The following is an 18,456-nucleotide window of genomic DNA, read 5'->3' as shown; positions in this document are numbered from 1 at the left end:
ATCTCACTCAGCGCAACCTCGCCGGCGGACGGAAAGGCTCGCCGTGCGTACACCGGGGCTCTATGTCCTGTATGCCCGCCGAACGCCGACGCGGAACGGTTTCCGCATAATTGATCGATCGGGGAATCTACATTGGTCTACTGACGAGTGATACGTGGCGCACCGAATCACCGCCTTGTGGTCAATTGGTCGTTGCAATGCCCTCTGAGCAGGGGTTTTGATGGCGAAGCCGGGTGTTCCTTATGTGGTTCGGGTGCGGTTTTGGGAGGGGATTCGGGCTGGTTTGTCTACCGAGGAGGCGTCGACGGCTGCGGGAGTCTCGCGGTGGACGGGTATGCGCTGGTTCCAGGATGCTGGCGGGGTGATCAACAACGGGGCTGGGGCCGGGTCAGGCCGGTATCTGTCGTTCGAGGAACGCGAGGAGATCATGCTGCGGCGTGATCGGGGTGAGTCGCGGCGGTCGATCGCGGTGGCGCTGGGGCGGGAGCCGTCGACGATCGGGCGGGAACTGGCCCGGAATTCGACCGTGCGGGTGGGTTATCGGGCCGGCCGTGCGGACGAGAAGGCGCGTGATCGCCGCCGCCGGCCGAAGCCCGTGAAGCTCGCGGACTGCCCGCGGTTGCGGCGGGTGGTGCAGGGGAAGCTGAAGCTGAAGTGGTCACCGCGGCAGATCGCGTTGTGGCTGCCCCGGCGTTTCCCGGACGATGAATCGATGAGGGTGTCTCACGAGACGATCTACCAGTCGCTGTTCGTCCAGTCCCGGGGTGGGCTGCGCAAGGAGCTGACCGCGTGCCTGCGGACCGGCAGGGCTCTGCGCAAGCCCAGGGTCAGGTCACGACAGCAGGAGAAACGCGGCCGGATCCCCGCAATGATCAACATCCGTGAGCGGCCCGCTGAGGCCGCCGACCGGGCCGTGCCCGGCCACTGGGAAGGCGACCTGATCATCGGTGAGGACGGCGGCTCCGCGATCGGGACTCTGGTCGAACGCTCCACCCGCTACTGCATGCTCGTCCACCTGCCCGACGGCCGGGACGCCGAGGCCGTCCGCGACGCCCTCATCGCCACCATCACGACACTGCCCGCTCACCTGACCAAGTCACTGACCTGGGATCAAGGCGTCGAGATGACCCGCCACGCCGACTTCACCATCGCCACCGGCATCGATGTCTACTTCTGCGACCCGCACTCGCCCTGGCAGCGCGGCAGCAACGAGAACACCAACGGCCTGCTCCGCCAATACTTCCCCAAGGGCACCGACCTGTCCGTCCACACCAGACAGCACCTCGACGACGTCGCCGCCGAACTCAATGGCCGCCCCCGCGAAACCCTCAACATGCGCACACCCGCCGAAGCCCTCAATCAGCTACTATCGGCACCTCTAGCTGCATAAACGTTGCATTGCGACGACCGATTGAATCCACCCGCCGTATTCGGTGCGCCACGTATCACTCGTCGCCGACACCTTCAGTGACATGCTGCTATGTACCGAAATTTCGGCCTGGTGACTACGGCAGGCGGTGGCACACCGGGACGGGCGAGTCCGCGCGCGGGATCCGGCGGCGCGGCCGGATGCCGACCAGGCCGGGAGTCGCGTGGTTGTCGGTGACCAGCGACGCGGCCGGCTCCGATGCGGCGTCCGGAGCGGCGGCGGAGGCCGCCGCGAGGTTTGCCCGCGGGAGCACGCCTAGAGTGCCCACGCCGGAAGCGGGACACACGGTTGATCTGCGATCCGCAACCAGCCGGAACGTGGGGTCCGGGGCTCAGCCCCGGGGAGGACACAGCGCCCGCGGGAGCACGCCTAGAGTGTCCACGCCGGAAGCGGGACACACGGTTGATCTGCGATCCGCAACCGGCCGGAACGTGGGGTCCGGGGCTCGGCCCCGGGGAGGACACAGCGCCCGCGGGAGCACGCCTAGAGTGTCCACGCCGGAAGCGGGACACACGGTTGATCTGCGATCCGCAACCAGCCGGAACGTGGAGTCCGGGGCTCGGCCCCGGGGAAGACACAGCGCCCGCGGGAGCACGCCCACAGTGCCCGCGCCGGAAGCGGGAAACGCGGTTGGTCGGCCTCTGGATTCTGGTCTGGGTTCAGAGGTGCAGGCTTTCGGGGGCGTGGAGGCGAAGCATCGTGGTGCCGATCGTGGCGGGGATGTGGCGGCGGGTGGTGAGGGAGACCGCGACCATGGTGGCGAAGGCGAGCGGGACGGTCCAGGCGGCGGGCTGGGCGATGGCCTCGGCGCGCCAGCCGGTGAGCGGCGGGCCGAGCACCGTGATCAGGACGGAGGCCACGGCGGCGCCACCGCCCACGATGATGCCGGCCGCGGCGCCGGGTGCGGTGAGGCCGCGCCACCAGATGCCGAGGACCAGCAGCGGGCAGAAGCTGGACGCGGCGACCGCGAATGCGAGGCCGACCACCTGGGAGACGTCCAGCGACGCGACGTTGAGCGCGAGCAGCAGCGGGACCGCGCCGCCGATCAGCGAGGCCAGGCGGAACGTGTGGACCGAGCCGCCGCGGCCGAGGACGTCGGTGGCCAGCACGCCGGCGACGCTGGTGAGCAGGCCGGAGCTGGTCGACAGGAACGCGGCGAACGCGCCCGCGGCGACCAGCGCGGAGAGCAGCTGGCCGAGCAGGCCGGTGCCGATCGCGGCGCCGGGCAGCAGCAGCACCACCGCGTCGGTGTCGCCGGTGAGCAGCAGTTGGGGCGTGTAGACGCGGCCGAGCGCGCCGTAGATCGTGGGCAGCAGGTAGAAGAGGCCGACCAGGCCGAGCACGACCAGCGTGGTGCGGCGGGCGGCGGCGCCGTCCCGGTTGGTGTAGAACCGGACCAGCACGTGCGGCAGGCCCATGGTGCCGAGGAACGTGGCCAGGATCAGTGAGTACGTGCCGAACAGGCTGCCGCCGCGGCCGGGCAGCAGCCAGTCGAGTCCCTGCGAGACGCCGGACACGGCCGGTACCGGCGCACCGGCCGGGAACGACAGCTCGTCGCCGGCCCCGACCTCGCGCGTGCTGCCGTCGGCGAACGTGAGCGTGGCCGGTGACTCCACGGTCAGCACCGTGGCCTGCCGGAACGTGAGGCCGTCCAGGGGCGTGACCGGCGGCCGGGCGTCGGCCTGCCAGACCAGGAGCAGGAAGATCGCGGGTACGGCGAGCGCGGTGAGCTTCAGCCAGTACTGGAAGGCCTGGACGAACGTGATCGCCCGCATGCCGCCGAGCGCCACGTTCGCGGTGACGACCGCGAAGACCAGCACGGCGCCGAGCGTGTACGGCGCGCCGGTCACGGTGGCCAGCGTGAGGGCGGCGCCCTGCAACTGTGGCACCAGGTAGAGCCAGCCGATGAAGACGACGAACACGGTGGCGAGCACCCGCAACCGGCGTGAGCCGAGCCGCAGCTCACAGAAGTCGGGCAGCGTGAACGCGCCGGAGCGGCGCAGCGGCGCGGCCACGAACAGCAGGAGCGCGAGGTATCCGGCCGCGAAGCCGACCGGGTACCAGAGGACGTCCACGCCGAACTTGAGGATCAGCCCGGCCACGCCCAGGAACGACGCGGCGGAGAGGTACTCGCCACCGATCGCGGCCGCGTTCCAGGCCGGGCTGACCATCCGGGACGCGACCAGGAAGTCGGAGGTGGTGCGCGCCAGCCGCAGGCCGTAGAAGCCGATTGCGACGGTGGCCACGGTCATCAGGACCACGGTCGGGATCAGGTACGGATTAGGGGTCATGCCGCTGCACCAGCGCGGTGAAGTCCTGGTCGTTGCGCTCGGCCAGGTGCACGTAGGTGGCACCGACCGCGAGCAGGAACGGGAATGAGACCCCGCCGAGCAGCAGCCACGGCAGGTTCACGCCGAGGATCTTGACGGTGGTGACGGACGGCGCGATCGCGAAGAGCAGTGGCAGCCCGCCGAGCCCGATCACGACCACCACCGCGAGCCGTACGGCCAGCGCGAACTGCGCCCGGATCAGCCCGCGCAGCAGCGCCTCGCCGACCTGGTTCTGCTCGGCCAGGTCGGCGCGGGCCCGGTCGGCCGTGCGCGGCCGGCCCACCTCGGCGAGCACCACCCGGACGCGGGCCGGCCGGTCGGGCACGTCAGCGGTTCCAGTCCTGCTTGGCCGCACGGACCAGGCGGTCCTTCAGCTCGCGGGTGTGCCGGCGGGAGACCGGCAGCTCGGTGCCGTCGACCACCACCACATAACCGGAGTTGGCCAGCCGCAGCTCCGCGATCAGCCGCAGCTGCACCAGGTAGGACCGGTGGATCCGGACGAAACCGGCGTCGGCCCAGCGCTCGGCCAGCGTGGCCAGCGGGACGCGAACCAGGTGCGAGCCGTCCGCGGTGTGCAGCCGCGCGTAGTCACCCTGCGCCTCCACCCATCGGACCGCGGACCGGGGCAGCATGCGGGTGGTGCCGGCCAGCTCGACCGGGATCGTCGGGTCGTCCTCGCCGCGGGCCAGCGCGGCGCGCTGCGCCGGGATCACGCGCGCCTCGGCCACCCGGCGCAGCGACTCGGCCAGCCGCTCGGTCCGGACCGGCTTGCGCACGTAGTCGGTGACGCCGAGGTCGAACGCGTCCACCGCGCCGTCGTCGTAGGCGGTGACGAACACGATCGCGGGCGGCCGGGCGAACCGGCGCAGCACCCGGGCCAGCTCCATGCCGTCCAGGCCGGGCATGCGGATGTCCAGGAAGACCGCGTCCACGTCGGTGTCCCGCAGCAGCCGCAGCGCCTCGGTGGCGTCCCCGGCCGTGTGCACCCGGGCCACCCGCGGGTCGGTCCGCAGCAGGTAGGCCAGCTCGTCCAGCGCGGGCGGCTCGTCGTCCACGGCCAGGACGCGCAGGAAGGCGGTCATGCCGCCACCCCCGCCGGGTGGTACGGGCAACCCCTCATGCGCGCACTCCGGGGTGGAACTTCGGCACTCGCATGCTCACCTTCATCCCGGCGCCGAGGGCGGTCTCGACGACCAGTCCGAACTGGTCACCGAAGGCCGACCGCAGCCGCTCATCCACGTTCGACAGGCCGACGTGCTGGCCGGAGTCGTCGGACTCCCCGGCCGCTTCTGCCATCCCGGCGATCAGCACGGCCGGGTCCATCCCGACCCCGTCGTCCTCCACCGTGATGTGGCACTCCGCCCCGGCGTCGCTGGCCTCGATGCTGACCATGCCGGTGCCGGGCTTGCGCGAGAGGCCGTGGCGGATCGCATTTTCCACCAGCGGTTGCAGGCAGAGAAACGGGAGACTCACCGGAAGGACCTCCGGAGCGATCTGCAGGCGGACCTGCAGACGGTCCCCGAACCGCGCACGCTCGATGGTCAGGTACCGATCGATCGAGCGCAACTCTTCGGCGAGCGTAGTGAACTCGCCGTGAGCCCGGAAGGAGTACCTCGTGAATTCCGCGAACTCCAGGATCAGCTCGCGGGCCCGTTCCGGGTCGGTGCGAACGAACGAGGCGATCGCGGTCAGTGCGTTGTAGATGAAGTGCGGGCTGATCTGCGCGCGCAGCGCCCGCACCTCGGCGCGGGCCAGCCGTTCGCGGGACGAGTCCAGCTCGGCGAGCGCGAGCTGGGCGGCGGCCCAGCGCGCGGTCTCCAGCGTGGCCTGCACCAGGCCGGGCGCGGGCTGGCCGTCCGCGACCGCGACCAGCGCGGCCCCGGAACGGCCGTCCGGGCCGGTCAGCGGCGCGACCACGGCGCCGCGCACCACGCAGTCCATCCGGTCGCAGGGCAGATCCTCCTGGCCGAGGACGGCGGACCGGTTCTGCGCGATGGCCCGGCCACCGGCGGCGACCAGCTGCGCGGCGTGGTGCGCGCCGCGGCCGTCCAGCGCGAGCAGGCCGTCCGCACCGATCGGCGCGAAGCCGGGCGCGCCCACCAGTGCGAGGCCGGGCGCGCCGACCAGCGTGCGCAGATGCCGGACCGCCTTCGTCGCGTTGACCCGGTCGAGGCCGGCGCGCAGCGGCTCAGCGGCGAGGCTCGCGGTGTGCAGCACCTGGTAGGTGGCGCGCTGCGCCGCGGTGGCGATGCCGCGCCGCTGCCGGAGCCGGATGACGGCCGCGACCGCGGCGGCCAGCGCGCTGATGAGCGCGAGCACCGACGCGGCCGTAGACAGGTTTGCCCCCACCGCCGAATCCTGACGGTGGGGGCAAATTTGCACAAGCTCCGGGTGCGAAAGGCTTAGTAAGCGCCCTTCCGGGCTACCACGACGCCGACCGTACGCCAGAGGATGCTCAGGTCGTAGGCGAGCGACCAGTTGTCCACGTAGTAGAGGTCCAGCCGGACCGCCTCGTCCCAGGAGAGGTCCGAGCGGCCGGAGACCTGCCACAGCCCGGTGATGCCGGGGCGGACCAGCAGCCGGCGCCGCACGTCGCCGAGGAAGTCTCCGTCGTCGGCCGGCAGCGGGCGCGGCCCGACCAGCGACATCTCGCCGAACAGCACGTTGATCAGCTGCGGCAGCTCGTCGAGCGAGCTGGCCCGCAGGAACCGGCCGGCCGGGAAGATCCGCGGGTCGTTCTTGACCTTGAAGAGCAGGCCGTCCGTCTCGTTCATGTCCTGCATCGAGGCGAGCCGCTCCTCGGCGTCGACGTACATGGTCCGGAACTTCCAGACCCGGAACGTCTTGCCCTCGTGGCCCACCCGCGACTGCCGGAAGAACGCCGGGCCCGGGTCGGAGATCTTGATCGCGATGCCGATCGCCAGCAGCAGCGGCGACAGCATGATCAGGCCGATTCCGGCCGCGACCCGGTCCATCATGTTCTTGGCCAGCCAGCCGAGACCGGAGATGGTCGGCTCTTCCACGTGCAGCAGCGGCAGGCCCTCGATCGGCCGGATGTGCACGCGCGGACCGGCGATGTCGGTCAGCTGCGGCGCCACCACCAGGTCGATGCCGGTGCCCTCCAGCTGCCACGCCAGCCGGCGCAGCTCACCCGGCTCGGCGCTGGCCGCGCCGCAGAACGCGATCGTGTCCGCACCGACCTCGCGGACCAGCGCGAGCACGTCCTTGCCCGCGTGCACCGGCACCGGCGTCTCCAGGCCCTTCGCGGCGGCGTAGCCGTCGGTCAGGTGGATCGCGACCGGCACCAGGCCGGCGGCCGGGCTGCGGGTGACCGCGGTGTAGACCTCGAGCGTCTCCGGCAGCGTGCCGAGCAGCACCATGCGCTGGGCGGCCGCGCCGAACCGGCGGCGGGACACGTGCAGCACGAGCCGTGCGACGTACCTCGCGAAGAGGATCAGGACCGTGGCGCCGACCAGCGCGAAGCCGACCGAGAGCCGGGACAGGTCGGTCTTGGTGGCGAACGCGATGAAGGAGACGCTGGCCGCGACCGTCACCGAAGCCCGGGTCACCCGTTTGAACTCATCGGTACCGAGACCGAGGTAGCGGCGGTCGTAGGTGCCGTTGGCCCACAGCACGACCAGCCAGCCGAGCGGCAACAGGATGTATGCCACGGCCTGGAACCACGGCTCGCCGTTGTCCGGATCCGAGAAGCCCGAGGCCGCCTGCTCGAACAGCGAGACGGCGATCACGCTGGCGATCGCCGCGGCGCCGAAGTCGAGGAGGAGCAGCATCACCGTGTACGGCCGGTGCCATCGTGAGACGGTGCGTTTCGCCCTCGTCCAGGCGGAGCGCGGCACCCCGTTCGTGGGCCGCTCCGGCGGAGTCGGTTGAATCTCGAACTCGTCGTACTGGGGCACGCTGTTGCTCCGGCCTGTTTTGACGACCGGGCGTTGGAGGCTCGTCGTCACCTCACCTACGTCCTCCCGCGTGACAGGTGCTACCCACCCGCCCATCGGGCCATGGGAAGCCCACCGCATCAGTTTCCCATGACTCCCGGGACGTGGCGGTGACCCGGCAGACATTACGCTCCGTCGCTCGGTCCGGGAAACCGGCACCGGCCTGACGGCCGATGGTTCCGCGCTTCAGTGCGTGAGACCGGGACACTATACCGACGGAACCTGTCTGCGGAAGGTCGCCGGAGCGCCGGCTTCACGGGTTGAGACCGCATTGTTCTTCTCCTGGGCATTCGGGAGTCCTCGCAGGTCACGCTCAGGGTGCGAGCGATTACTGTGGAGATTTATCGCACGATTCGAGAAAGTCGGCGATCGGCGAGCGGCTTGCCCCCGGTCTGACACGTGGGACAGTACTGAAGGCTGGTGTCCGCGAACGAGACCTCACGCACAGTGTCGCCGCAGACCGGACACGGTAACCCGGCGCGCGCGTGCACGCGGAAGCCCGAGCGCTTCTCACCCTTCAGCTCCGCGGCCCGCTGGCCGACCGAGCGGGTGACCGCGTCCGTCTCCACCGACCGCATCGCCTCGAACAGCCGCGCGATCTGCTCGGCGGACAGCTTGTTCGTCAGCGCGAACGGCGACAGCTTCGCCACGTGCAGGATCTCGTCGGAGTACGCGTTGCCGATGCCGGCCAGGATCTCCTGGTCGGTGAGCACGCCCTTGATCTGCCCGCGCCGACTGGTGATCCGCTCGGTGAACGTCTCCAGGTCGACCGCGAGCGCGTCCGGGCCGAGCCGCGACACGCCCGGCACCTCGGCCGGGTCACGGACCAGGTAGGCGGCGAGGCTCTTCTTCGTACCGGCCTCGGTCAGGTCGAAACCGGAGCCGTCGTCCAACCGCACCCGGACCGCGATCGGGCCCTTGCCCGGCTTCAGCGGCGTGGCGGCCGGGAACGACTCGCGGTAGTGCAGCCAGCCGGCCCGCGCGAGGTGCACGACCAGGTGAACGTCCCCGCCGAACGTGACGTCCAGGAACTTGCCGTGCCGACCCGCGGCCGTTATCTCCAAGCCCGCGACCGCCGACGGCGGCGGATCGTAGGTCTTGAGGGCGCTGATCGCGACGATCTCCAGGCGGTCGGCCGTGCGGCCCACCGCGCGCTCGCGAAGGTACGCGGCGAGCGCTTCCACCTCCGGTAACTCTGGCACGTCTAGAACGGTAGCGTCTTGGACCTATGAAGGTCCTGGTCGCGCACAATCGTTACCGCGACGCCATGCCGTCCGGCGAGAACACGATCGTCGATCAGGAGATGGCGCAGCTGTCCGATGCGGGCGTCGAGGTGCTGCCGTTCATCCGCAGCTCGGACGAGATCCCCGGGATGTCGGTCGCGAGCAGGGCGCTGCTGCCGATCTCGCCGATCTACGCGCCGGCCGCGCAGCGGGAGCTCGCCGGTGTGCTTCGCGCGCATCGCCCGGACGTGGTGCACCTGCACAATCCGTACCCGCTGATCTCGCCCTGGATCGTCCGCACCGCGCACCGGCACGGCGTCCCGGTGGTGCAGACCGTGCACAACTACCGGCAGGTCTGCGCGCCCGGCCTGTTCTTCCGGGACGGACGGATCTGCACGGAGTGCCGGGACAGGACGTTCCCGCTGCCCGCGATCGTGCACGGCTGCTACCGGGGCTCGCGGGCGCAGAGCGCGGTGATGGCCACCGCGCTCGCGGTGCACCGCCCCACCTGGCGCACGGTCGACCGCTTCATCGCGCTGACCACCGCGATCAAGGACCATCTGCGGGGGTACGGCGTGCCACCCGCCTCCATCGTGGTCAAGCCGAACGCGGTGCCCGACCCGGGTCCGCCCGCACCACCCGGCGACGGCTTCCTCTTCCTGGCCCGGCTCTCCCCGGAGAAGGGCCTCGGCCTGCTGCTGGACGCGTGGCGCCGGCACCCGGACGGCTCGCTGGGCACGCTGCGGATCGCGGGCGACGGCGAGCTGCGCCCGGAGGTGGAAGCCGCGGCGGCCGCCCGCGCGGACGTGGAGTACCTCGGCGTGCTGGACCGGGACGGCGTGCGCGCGGCCCTGCGCCGGACGGCGGTGGTCCTCACGGTGTCGACCTGGCACGATGTGCTTCCAACGGTGACGATCGAGGCGCTGGCCGCCGGCCGGCCGGTGCTCGGCACCGCGCTCGGCGGCATCCCCTACCTGGTCGGGGACGCCGGCTGGGTGGTCCGGGCGGACGCGGCGGAGCTGGCCGCGGCGCTGCCCGCCGCCCGGGACGGCGCGGCCGCCCTGACGGCCACGGCGCGGGCGCGGTACTCCTCGACGTTCCATCCGCAGGTGGTGACCCGCCGCCTGCTCGACGTGTACGACGGGCTTCTGCGCAATGTGTGAGCGTAATCTGCGGCTTCACCGGGAAGGTCGCTACTCGTGACGGGAACCGGCATGATTCCTCCCTCCCCCATCAGCGCGATGCCGGACACGCTGCCCGAGCCGCCACGCCGCTGGTCCCGGCGGCAACTCCTGATCGCGGGCGGCGGGCTCGCGGCCGCCGGCCTGGCCGGTTGCGGCGCCGGATTCGTGATCGGCGCGGACTCCGCGCGCGAGGCGAACCGCGGTTCCGAGGCCGGCGGCGCGGACAACCTGCTCAACTTCATCTCCCGGCCCGACCTGCACGTGCAGCGGGTGGTGGTCTCCACGCCGGCGCCGGACCCCGCCGAGGGGCACGTGTTCCTCACGCCCGCGCAGGGACGCGGTCAGTTCGGCACGCTGATCGTGGACACGAACGGTGTGCCGGTGTGGTTCCGCCCGGTGCCCGCGCCGGCCACGGTCGCCATCGACCTCAAGGTCCAGCAGTATCAGGACAAGCCGGTGCTGACCTGGTGGGAAGGGCTGATCGGCGGGACCGGTGGGCTCGGCATAGGGCAGGGCGAGTTCGTCATCTTCGACAACCGCTACCGCGAGGTCACCCGGATCCGCGCGGACGGCGTCACCCAGGCCGACCAGCACGACCTGAAGATCACCTCCCGGGGGACCGCGCTGTTCTGGGTCTACCGCCCGATCTCCGCCGACCTCACCTCGGTCGGCGGGCCGGCCGCCGGCGCGCTGCACGACGGCGTGCTCCAGGAGGTCGACATCGCCACCGGGCGGCTGGTCCTGGAGTGGCGGGCCAGCGAGCACGTGCCGTTCGACGAGTCGTACGCGCCGCTGCCGGCCGGCGACTCCGCGCTGCTGCCGTACGACTACTTCCACGCGAACTCCGTGGCCGAGGACACCGACGGCAACCTGCTCATCTCCGCCCGGCACACCTGGACCGTCTACAAGGTGGACCGGTCCACCGGGGACGTGATCTGGCGGCTCGGCGGCAAGAAGAGCGACTTCCGGCTCCCCCCGGAGGCCGTGTTCTCCTGGCAGCACGACGCGCGGCGGCGCAGCGACGGCACGATCGGTCTCTTCGACAACGCGGCCGGCATCACCAAGGAGCACGACCGTTCCCGCGGCCTGATCCTCTCCCTGGACGAGAAGGCCGGCACGGCCGAGCTGGTCCACGAGTACGTGCACCCGCGCCGCCTCTCCGCGCCCACCCAGGGCAGCATGGAGGAGCGGCCGGACGGCGGCTCGTTCGTCGGCTGGGGCGAGCTGCCGTACTTCACCGAGTTCGCCGAGGACGGCACCGTGCTCTTCGACGGCCGGCTCCCCTCGGACAGCCAGTCGTACCGCGCGCACCGCGCCACGTGGACCGCCGAGCCCGCCGACCAGCCCGCCGTCGGGTTGCGCCGCGAGGCCGGCAAACTCGTCGCCTACGCCAGCTGGAACGGCGCCACCGAGGTCGAGACCTGGCAGATCCGCGCCGGCAGCCAGCCCGGCAGCCTCGGCGTCGTCGCCGAGGGCGACCGCACCGGCTTCGAAACCGCCCTCACCGTCCCCACCGACCCGGAGTACCTCCGCGCCGACGCCTTCGCCCCCAACGGCCGCCTCCTCGGCTCCTCCGCCATCATCCCGGTCCGCGGCTGACGCCTCAGCCCTCGTCCGTGTCGCCTTCCGGAAGCGTCCGGAAGGCGACCGGATTCTTCAGGTAGAGCCGCGTGCCGCGGCGAAGCAGGTCGCCGCGGACGGAGACGCCGAGCATCTGTTCGTGAGCGCGGGTGGCCTGCAGATAGTCCTGCTCCGGCAGGTGTGTCCAGAATCGGCGCAGCCGGTCGTCGCCCTCGACGGTGCCGGCGATGCTGATCTCGCCGGAGCCGGTGCCCACCCGGTGCAGCCGGACCACATTGCCGAAGACGGTGACGCCGTCCTCCGCGATCCGCTCCCTCAACTCCTGCGCGGCAGCGGTGAGCACCGGCAGATGGTCGCGCCGGAAGCGAATCGGACTCAGTCGCCGGCGCAGCATCGGACGGGACGGCGCGAGGGAGAGGGAGATCTCGAACGGGTGCCCGGAACCGCCGCCGATGCCGACCAGCGCCTCACACAGATTCGCGCTCATCCCGTGTCGCACGGATGCCGTGAAGGCATCCAGCCCATCGGGGCTGACCAGAGCCTCATTCGCGGCGTCCCGAGCCGCGACGACCGCGTCGTAGAGGCGGAGCGTCACCCTGCGCTGGAACGGCTCCGACGGCTCCAGCCCATCATCCGCGTCATCGGCATGGCCCGAGGTCAGGCGCGGCGGTATGGGCGTGTGCACGCTCATCACAAAGCTGCCCTCGGCGCTCGGCCCGATGCGGACGTCGCGGAGGAACCTCAGCACCTCGGCTGGTTTGCGGGCGGGCTGTACCGCCTTCTGCTGCTCGGCGCCGACCGAGTAAGCGGCCGCTAGGACGAGGTTGCGGACGCTCTCCAGCGCCTGCACGCCGTCGTCCAGCCCGATCATGCCGGGCGGGCTGTCGACGGGGAAGGTCCGTACCGTGTGGATGTCCATGGAGACGTTGGTCATGTCCCGGAGGACATCCAACTCCGATCGATCCTCGACGATCGACAGCACGCGCAGCACGTCGAGCACGCGGGCGCCGTAATCGCGCAGACCGGCGTCGGTGGGCTGGAGCGCCTCGAACTCCTCGCCGCCGGCGACGAGCACCCAGTACGCGCCTGTCGCGTCGCGATCGCGGATCTGCCACGCCCTGGACCGCAGATAAAGCGCGAGCTCACCGGGGGAACGAGCGGCAAGAGCAGCACGATCGGTCACATGCGCGTCGATCATGACTTCGCTCCCTCCAGGTCGCCGGCGAGCAGTGCACCGAGACTGTGCACGGTCAGCAGGTTCCGTCTCGGCACGCTCAGAACGATGGTCTTCGGGTGTTCCTCTCCGATGGGCACGACCGGTTTGTCGGCCATCGCCAGCCAGTATCCCGCTGTTCCGAGCCGCATGGCGTCGTGAGTGCAGACGGCGTACCCGCTGATCTCGTCGGGAACGGCGACCAGGAAGAGAAAGCGAGGTATCCGAAAGCCCTCACCAGCGATCTTGTTGTATCCGCCGGCGTCAAGCCGGAGCTGAAAGCAGTCGTCTCGAAGCTCAGGCGCGGATCGCGCCTTCACCTGGCACTCGATCTTCGGCGACCTTACGGTCCCCTTGGGGCCCGGGTGAGCGATCTGCCAGTCGACGCCGTCGACGTCCAGGTTCATCTTCGCGGTGGTGAAGCCGGCCGCACAGGCCAGCGCGTAGATGAAGCCCTCGCCGTGCAGACCGGCGTGAACGCTCGCGTGCACGGTGTGTCACCCCAGCCGTCGGAAGTATCGGGCGACCGTACGGCATCAGGGGTCTTGATCGGGGGCCTGTTCATCCCCCCGACGGGTGAGACCGGCTCGCGCGGCCCACGCGAGCCGGCCGCGCTGGTCAGGAGCGGGGGAGGTCATGTTCGCGTAGGGCGTTGCGGGCGCTGAAGGCGATGCTGGTGAGGAGGAAGGCGCCGTTGATCAGGGTGAAGATGCCGATGAACCAGACCATGGCGATCGGTGCGACGGTGAGGACGATGCCGGCCACGGCGATGATGGCGCCGTAGTCGCGGACCAGCTTGACGATGCGGATCGGGAGCGTGTTGGACTTCAGCATGCTGGCGGCCTGCGGGCCGGTGGACATGACCGAGGTGATCAGGTTGACCATCCAGCCGCCGGCGAAGAGGCCGATCAGCCATGCCGGGGTCTCCGGTTCCTGGGCGACCGCGGTGGCGGAGAGCGCGGCGACCAGCGCGATCTGGCCGGCCACGTCGCAGAGCACGTCGACGCGGGCGCCGTCCGGGCTGGTCTGGCCGGTGACCCGGGCGAGCTGGCCGTCGGCGCAGTCGAAGGCGTAGGCGAGCTGCCAGCCGGCCAGCGCGATCAGGCCGATCACGACGCCGGGCACCTCGCCGGCCGCCACCGGGCCGGCGGTCGCGATGACCAGCGCGGACACGACCGCGCTGATGCCGAGGTTGAAGATGGTGAGCGTGGTCGGCGCGAGCTTCTTGCGGTAGCCGAAGAGCGCGAGCTTCGCGCCGAGTCGCTGGCTGACCGCCTCGCTGTAGAGGCCGCCGCCGCGGTTGACGCGGTAGAAGTCGGACTCGGCCGGCTGGTGCTCAGGAGCGCTGGACTGCATCAACGTAGTCTGCCAGCCGCGTGCGAATCTCCTTCGTGCCCATGTCCAGGTGTTCGAGGATCGTGTAGCGGTCGGGGCGGGTGCGTGGCGCGAAGCCGATCACGTCCACGAACTGCTCGTCGCTCAGGCCGAAGTCCCGGTGCGTGCGGTGCAGCTCGTGCCGGGCGAGGCAGGCGGACATGGCACGGAAGCGGGGCTCGTCGCCGCGCAGGAACGTGCAGAACAGCGCGCCCATGCCGGCCAGTTCGCCGTGCGAGCCGGTGCCGGGGTTGAGCACGTCGACCGCGTGCATGATCTCGTGGCAGCCGCCGCTGCACGGGCGGCTGGAGCCGGACACGGCCATCGCCAGCCCGCTGGCGATCAGGCCCTCGGCGAGCACGGTGACGAAGCCGTCGTCGGTCATGTCGCCGGGGTGGCGCAGCAGCGCCTCCGCGCCGGTCCGGGCCAGCGACGCGGACAGTCCGTCGACCGGTTCGCCGCGGACGTCCCGGGCCAGCTCCCAGTCCGCGACCGCGCTGAGGTTGCTGAGCACGTCGCCGATGCCGCCGCGGTTGTAGCGGGACGGGCCGGCCTCGACGAAGTCCAGGTCGACGATGACCGCGATCGGGATGTGCACGCCGTACGAGCCCTTGATCCCGTCGTTGACCAGGCTGGCGACCGGCGAGCCGATGCCGTCGTTGGCGAGGCTGGTGGCGACGGACACCATCGGGATGCCGTATCGGGTGGCCGCGTACTTCGCGGTGTCCAGCGTGGTGCCGCCGCCGATGCCGGCCACCGCGTCGTACGACCGGGCGCGCAGCTTCGCGGCCAGCTCGTTCGCGCTGTCCAGCGTGCCGCCCGCGACGGTGAAGATGTCGGCCGCGCCGAGGCTGGGCCGGATCAGGTCGGCGACCTGCGCGCCGACGCCGTGCCCGACCACCACGGCCACGTCACCGCCGGCGGATATCCGGCCGTCCGCGAGGATCCGGCCGAGGTCGGCGACGGCGCCGCGCCGCACGTCGACGTGCAGCGGCGTGAGGATGGTGCGGGCTAGTAACGGCATGCGATGGCCCGGGCGCGCGCCAGGTCGTGGTGGTCGTCCACCTCGACCCAGGGGACGTCGCCGATGTCCGCGTGCCGGATCGCGCCGCCCCGGTCGGCGTACTCCTGGAAGCCGTCCTCGTAGTAGAGGTTCGGGTCGCGGCGCCAGACCGTCTCCAGCGCGTCCGCGAGCCCGCCGGCCGCGGCCGGGGAGATGAGCGAGACGCCGATGTACTCGCCGGTCGCGGCGCCCGGGTCCATCAGCTTGGTGATGCGCCTGAGACGCCCGTCGGCCGAGAAATCGGCTTTCATCTCCTCGTCGGCGAGTCGCTTCGCGGTGTCCAGCGCCAGCACGATCGACGGGCCCTGCGCGGCGAGCAGCGCCTTCTGCACGCTCACCGGGTGCACGGTGTCGCCGTTGACCAGCAGCGCACCGTCGGCGAAGTGATCACGAGCACACCACAGCGAGTACGCGTTGTTCCACTCCTCGGCCCGGTCGTTGTGTACGAGCGTCAGCCGTACCCCGTGGCGGGTTTCAAGATCCTCAACACGGGACAGGACGGCGCCGGCGCGATAACCCACCACGACCGTGACGTCGCACAGGCCCACGGACGCGAGGTTGCGCAGCGCGATGTCCAGGATCGTGGTCTCACCGTCCACCGGGACCAGCGCCTTCGGCAGCTCGTCGGTGTACGGGCGCAGACGTCGTCCGGCACCGGCGGCGAGCACGAGACCGATCATTCCCATAACGGGAACAACGATCGACCGTCAGAAACCGAACACCCTCAACATCGAGAACCCGTCCGCGACGATCCGCCGGATGGTGTCGTCGTCCGGCCGGTTCTCGGTCAGCAGGTCCAGCTCGGCCTCGGTGATCCATGCGAACTCGGTGTGCTTGCCCGTCTCCAGCCGCGGCCGGGTCAGGTCGCCGTCCACCCGGCAGAGGTAGTCGGTCTCCAGCCGGTGGAGCCCGTCGTCACCCTTCCAGGTGTGCTCGCCGACCGTGCCCAGCACGTGCGACACGACCCAGCCGGTCTCCTCGCGGACCTCGCGGTGCAGCGCCTCCTCGACGCTCTCCCCCGCTTCCACGTGCCCGCCGACGACGTCCCACGTGTCCGGGAACAGCCGCCGGTCCGCCGACCGCCGCTGCACGAAGATCCGGCCGTCGTCGTCGACGATCAGCGCACCGGCACAGAGCAGCGGGTCCGCGGCCGACCGGCCGGACGGCTCGGACGGCTCGGATGGCTCGGATGGCTCGGATGGCTCGGGTGGCTCGGGTGGCTGGGGTGGCTCGGGTGGTGCGGTCACGACGAGAGATTAGCGGAACGTCGCTCTCCTGCCGCTCCGCCTGCGGATTCTCTCTTGCCGCTCCGCCTGCGGATTCGCGACCATGGGGGGCAGCACGAACAGCAGCCGTATCAAGGGAGATGCGCCATGCACGTTCGCGATGCCATGTCCACTCTGGTCCTCACGCTGGGGCCCGAACACACACTCCGCCAGGCGGCCACGATGATGGCCGACCGCGGCATCGGATCCGCCGTCATCCTCGACCCGGACGCGGAGGGCGTGGGAATCATGACGGAACGTGACCTACTCAAGGCGATCGGCGCCGGGCTGGACCCCGACACCGAACGCATCGGAGCCCACCTGACCTGGGACGTCGTCTACGCGAGTCCCCGCTGGACACTGGAGGAGGCCGCGCTCGCGATGGCCCGCGGCGGTTTCCGGCACCTGGTCGTGCTGGACGAGGACGAGGTCCTCGGCGTGATCTCGGTCCGCGACATCATGCGCGTCTGGGCGCGGGAAAAGGCCATGGAGACCACCTGACGGTACGACGAGGCCGGACCACGGAAAGCAACATCGAAAACCTCCCGAGGGTACGGGTGGAGCCGGTCGTTTCCTGCGGCCGGCGCCCCCGTCATCCCCGCTTCTTCCGGGCTTTCTCCGGGCCTTTCACCAGGCGGGAATGGGCGTGGGGAAGATCATGCCCGGCTCGTAAGCTGTAGCGCATGACCGCTGAGCAGCTGATCTCCTTCGCCCGTGGCGCCCCCTCCCTCGACATCGTGGACATCGAGGGTCTCAAGGCCGCGGCGGTGCGCGCGTTCGACGCCGACCCGGCGGGCATCTCCGCCTACGGCACCTCGGTCGGTTACGTCCCGCTCCGGAAGTGGATCGCGGAGAAGCACGGCGTCACGCCGGAGCAGGTGCTGATCACGAACGGCTCGCTGCAGGCCGACGCGTTCCTCTTCGACCACCTGGTCTCCGCCGGCGACGCGGTCGTGGTGGAGAAGCCGACGTACGACCGGACGCTGCTCAACCTGCAGAACCTGGGCGGCAAGGTGCACCAGGTGACGCTGGACGCGGACGGCATCGACACCGCGGAGCTGCGCACGCTGCTGGAGTCCGGCGTGCGCCCGACGCTCGCCCACATCATCCCGAACTACCAGAACCCGGCCGGCGTGACGCTCTCCCTGGAGCGCCGCCGTGAGCTGCTGGCGCTGGCGAAGGAGTTCGGCTTCACGATCTTCGAGGACGACCCGTACGCGGACATCCGGTTCCGCGGCGAGGCGCTGCCGTCGATGCTGTCGATGGACACCGAGGGCGTGGTCGTGCACGCGTCCAGCTTCACCAAGACGGTCTGCCCGGGCGTGCGCGTCGGTTACCTGGTCGGCCCCGCGAAGCTGATCGCGGACATCGCGAAGCGCGCGACCAACCTCTACATCTCGCCCGGCATGGTGTCCGAGGCGATCGTGCACCAGTTCTGCGTGTCCGGCGACATCGACCGCTCGATCGCGACCGTGAGCGCGGCGCTCGGCGAGCGGGCCCGGGTGCTGGCCGAGTCGCTGCGCGCGCACATCCCGGGCGTGCGGTTCACGGAGCCGGACGGCGGCTACTTCCTCTGGATCGACCTGCCGGACGACGTGCACGTGGACAAGGTGCTCCCGGCCGCGGCCGAGCGCGGCGTGGCGGTCGTGAAGGGCACGGACTTCCTGCTGGAGGGCGGCGAGCACTCGCTGCGGCTGGCGTTCTCCGCGGTGACCGTGGACCAGATCGACGAGGGCGTGCGCCGGCTGGCCGCCGCCATCGACGCGGTGCGCGGCTGAAAGCCGTGACCACTAACGCCTGACAGCACCAAAAGGTGCCCTTTTGATCTGTCGGATTCA

General features: G+C 70.8%; 18 protein-coding genes. 5 read left to right on the top strand and 13 right to left on the bottom strand.

Annotated elements, in window-relative coordinates; translation table 11 throughout:
- Positions 1–220 precede the first annotated feature (220 nt).
- Positions 221–1,390, top strand: coding sequence for an IS30 family transposase (locus J2S43_RS35615; protein WP_370881596.1), 1,170 nt, complete (start codon positions 221–223; stop codon positions 1,388–1,390).
- A 115-nt stretch (positions 1,391–1,505) separates the two neighbouring features.
- Here the strand turns inward: J2S43_RS35615 and J2S43_RS35610 are convergent, their stop codons facing one another.
- The 7 genes from J2S43_RS35610 to J2S43_RS35580 all read right to left on the bottom strand — a co-directional run bounded on the left by J2S43_RS35610 (position 1,506) and on the right by J2S43_RS35580 (position 8,917).
- Positions 1,506–1,697 carry a hypothetical protein gene (locus J2S43_RS35610; RefSeq protein ID WP_306836690.1) on the bottom strand — a complete coding sequence of 64 codons (192 nt, stop codon included), beginning with the start codon at positions 1,695–1,697 and terminating at the stop codon, positions 1,506–1,508.
- A gap of 391 nt (positions 1,698–2,088) precedes the next feature.
- Positions 2,089–3,720 carry a sodium/solute symporter gene (locus tag J2S43_RS35605; protein WP_306836689.1) on the bottom strand — a complete coding sequence of 544 codons (1,632 nt, stop codon included), beginning with the start codon at positions 3,718–3,720 and terminating at the stop codon, positions 2,089–2,091.
- Entirely contained in the window at positions 3,710–4,084 is a 375-nt protein-coding gene (locus J2S43_RS35600) for a hypothetical protein (RefSeq protein WP_306836687.1), read from the bottom strand. The genes J2S43_RS35605 and J2S43_RS35600 overlap by 11 nt, the downstream gene beginning before the upstream one ends.
- A gap of 1 nt (position 4,085) precedes the next feature.
- On the bottom strand, positions 4,086–4,841 hold the full coding sequence (locus J2S43_RS35595) for a LytR/AlgR family response regulator transcription factor (RefSeq protein ID WP_306836685.1): 756 nt from the start codon (positions 4,839–4,841) through the stop codon (positions 4,086–4,088).
- Positions 4,842–4,875: 34 nt separating this feature from the next.
- Positions 4,876–6,108, bottom strand: a complete 1,233-nt coding sequence (locus J2S43_RS35590) for a histidine kinase (protein WP_306836682.1) — start codon at positions 6,106–6,108, stop codon at positions 4,876–4,878.
- Positions 6,109–6,161: 53 nt separating this feature from the next.
- Entirely contained in the window at positions 6,162–7,772 is a 1,611-nt protein-coding gene (locus J2S43_RS35585) for a sugar transferase (protein WP_370881698.1), read from the bottom strand.
- A gap of 284 nt (positions 7,773–8,056) precedes the next feature.
- On the bottom strand, positions 8,057–8,917 hold the full coding sequence (locus J2S43_RS35580) for an Fpg/Nei family DNA glycosylase (protein ID WP_306836678.1): 861 nt from the start codon (positions 8,915–8,917) through the stop codon (positions 8,057–8,059).
- A gap of 26 nt (positions 8,918–8,943) precedes the next feature.
- On the opposite strand from J2S43_RS35580, the gene J2S43_RS35575 reads away from it, so the two are divergent.
- On the top strand, positions 8,944–10,101 hold the full coding sequence (locus J2S43_RS35575) for a glycosyltransferase family 4 protein (RefSeq protein ID WP_306836676.1): 1,158 nt from the start codon (positions 8,944–8,946) through the stop codon (positions 10,099–10,101).
- A 51-nt stretch (positions 10,102–10,152) separates the two neighbouring features.
- The gene (locus J2S43_RS35570; RefSeq protein WP_306836674.1) at positions 10,153–11,721 is read left to right on the top strand and encodes an arylsulfotransferase family protein; all 1,569 of its coding nucleotides are present in this window, start codon (positions 10,153–10,155) and stop codon (positions 11,719–11,721) included.
- A gap of 4 nt (positions 11,722–11,725) precedes the next feature.
- Here the strand turns inward: J2S43_RS35570 and J2S43_RS35565 are convergent, their stop codons facing one another.
- The 6 genes from J2S43_RS35565 to J2S43_RS35540 form a co-directional block, all read right to left on the bottom strand.
- Positions 11,726–12,901 (bottom strand): hypothetical protein, encoded by a 1,176-nt coding sequence (locus J2S43_RS35565; protein WP_306836672.1) that lies wholly within the window; start codon positions 12,899–12,901, stop codon positions 11,726–11,728.
- Entirely contained in the window at positions 12,898–13,407 is a 510-nt protein-coding gene (locus J2S43_RS35560) for a DUF4365 domain-containing protein (RefSeq protein WP_306836670.1), read from the bottom strand. The genes J2S43_RS35565 and J2S43_RS35560 overlap by 4 nt, the downstream gene beginning before the upstream one ends.
- Before the next feature lie 127 nt (positions 13,408–13,534).
- A complete protein-coding gene (locus tag J2S43_RS35555) occupies positions 13,535–14,272 on the bottom strand; it encodes a CDP-alcohol phosphatidyltransferase family protein (RefSeq protein WP_306836668.1) in 738 nt (245 codons plus the stop codon).
- Positions 14,253–15,314, bottom strand: a complete 1,062-nt coding sequence (locus J2S43_RS35550) for an iron-containing alcohol dehydrogenase family protein (protein ID WP_306836667.1) — start codon at positions 15,312–15,314, stop codon at positions 14,253–14,255. Before J2S43_RS35550 ends, J2S43_RS35555 begins: the two co-directional genes overlap by 20 nt.
- Positions 15,302–16,033 (bottom strand): phosphocholine cytidylyltransferase family protein, encoded by a 732-nt coding sequence (locus J2S43_RS35545; RefSeq protein ID WP_306836665.1) that lies wholly within the window; start codon positions 16,031–16,033, stop codon positions 15,302–15,304. Before J2S43_RS35545 ends, J2S43_RS35550 begins: the two co-directional genes overlap by 13 nt.
- 27 nt (positions 16,034–16,060) lie before the next feature.
- Entirely contained in the window at positions 16,061–16,600 is a 540-nt protein-coding gene (locus J2S43_RS35540) for an NUDIX hydrolase (protein ID WP_306836663.1), read from the bottom strand.
- A 126-nt stretch (positions 16,601–16,726) separates the two neighbouring features.
- Here J2S43_RS35540 and J2S43_RS35535 point away from each other — a divergent pair, with 126 nt between their 5' ends.
- Together J2S43_RS35535 and J2S43_RS35530 are read left to right on the top strand one after the other, a co-directional pair.
- A complete protein-coding gene (locus J2S43_RS35535) occupies positions 16,727–17,119 on the top strand; it encodes a CBS domain-containing protein (protein ID WP_306836661.1) in 393 nt (130 codons plus the stop codon).
- Positions 17,120–17,301: 182 nt separating this feature from the next.
- Entirely contained in the window at positions 17,302–18,396 is a 1,095-nt protein-coding gene (locus J2S43_RS35530; protein WP_306836659.1) for an aminotransferase-like domain-containing protein, read from the top strand.
- Positions 18,397–18,456: the final 60 nt, after the last annotated feature.

The sequence above is a fragment of the Catenuloplanes nepalensis genome, assembly GCF_030811575.1.
Taxonomy (GTDB): Bacteria; Actinomycetota; Actinomycetes; order Mycobacteriales; family Micromonosporaceae; genus Catenuloplanes; species Catenuloplanes nepalensis.
The sequence above is the reverse complement of the archived record's forward strand: the minus strand, read 5'-3'. Positions and strand labels throughout refer to the sequence as shown.

Coding starts and splice junctions, on each gene's coding strand:
- J2S43_RS35615 (WP_370881596.1), top strand. CDS start 221: ATGGCGAAGCCGGGTGTTCCTTATGTGGTTCGGGTGCGGTTTTGGGAG.
- J2S43_RS35605 (WP_306836689.1), bottom strand. CDS start 3,720: ATGACCCCTAATCCGTACCTGATCCCGACCGTGGTCCTGATGACCGTG.
- J2S43_RS35595 (WP_306836685.1), bottom strand. CDS start 4,841: ATGACCGCCTTCCTGCGCGTCCTGGCCGTGGACGACGAGCCGCCCGCG.
- J2S43_RS35585 (WP_370881698.1), bottom strand. CDS start 7,772: ATGGGCGGGTGGGTAGCACCTGTCACGCGGGAGGACGTAGGTGAGGTG.
- J2S43_RS35575 (WP_306836676.1), top strand. CDS start 8,944: ATGAAGGTCCTGGTCGCGCACAATCGTTACCGCGACGCCATGCCGTCC.
- J2S43_RS35570 (WP_306836674.1), top strand. CDS start 10,153: ATGATTCCTCCCTCCCCCATCAGCGCGATGCCGGACACGCTGCCCGAG.
- J2S43_RS35565 (WP_306836672.1), bottom strand. CDS start 12,901: ATGATCGACGCGCATGTGACCGATCGTGCTGCTCTTGCCGCTCGTTCC.
- J2S43_RS35555 (WP_306836668.1), bottom strand. CDS start 14,272: ATGCAGTCCAGCGCTCCTGAGCACCAGCCGGCCGAGTCCGACTTCTAC.
- J2S43_RS35550 (WP_306836667.1), bottom strand. CDS start 15,314: ATGCCGTTACTAGCCCGCACCATCCTCACGCCGCTGCACGTCGACGTG.
- J2S43_RS35545 (WP_306836665.1), bottom strand. CDS start 16,033: ATGATCGGTCTCGTGCTCGCCGCCGGTGCCGGACGACGTCTGCGCCCG.
- J2S43_RS35535 (WP_306836661.1), top strand. CDS start 16,727: ATGCACGTTCGCGATGCCATGTCCACTCTGGTCCTCACGCTGGGGCCC.
- J2S43_RS35530 (WP_306836659.1), top strand. CDS start 17,302: ATGACCGCTGAGCAGCTGATCTCCTTCGCCCGTGGCGCCCCCTCCCTC.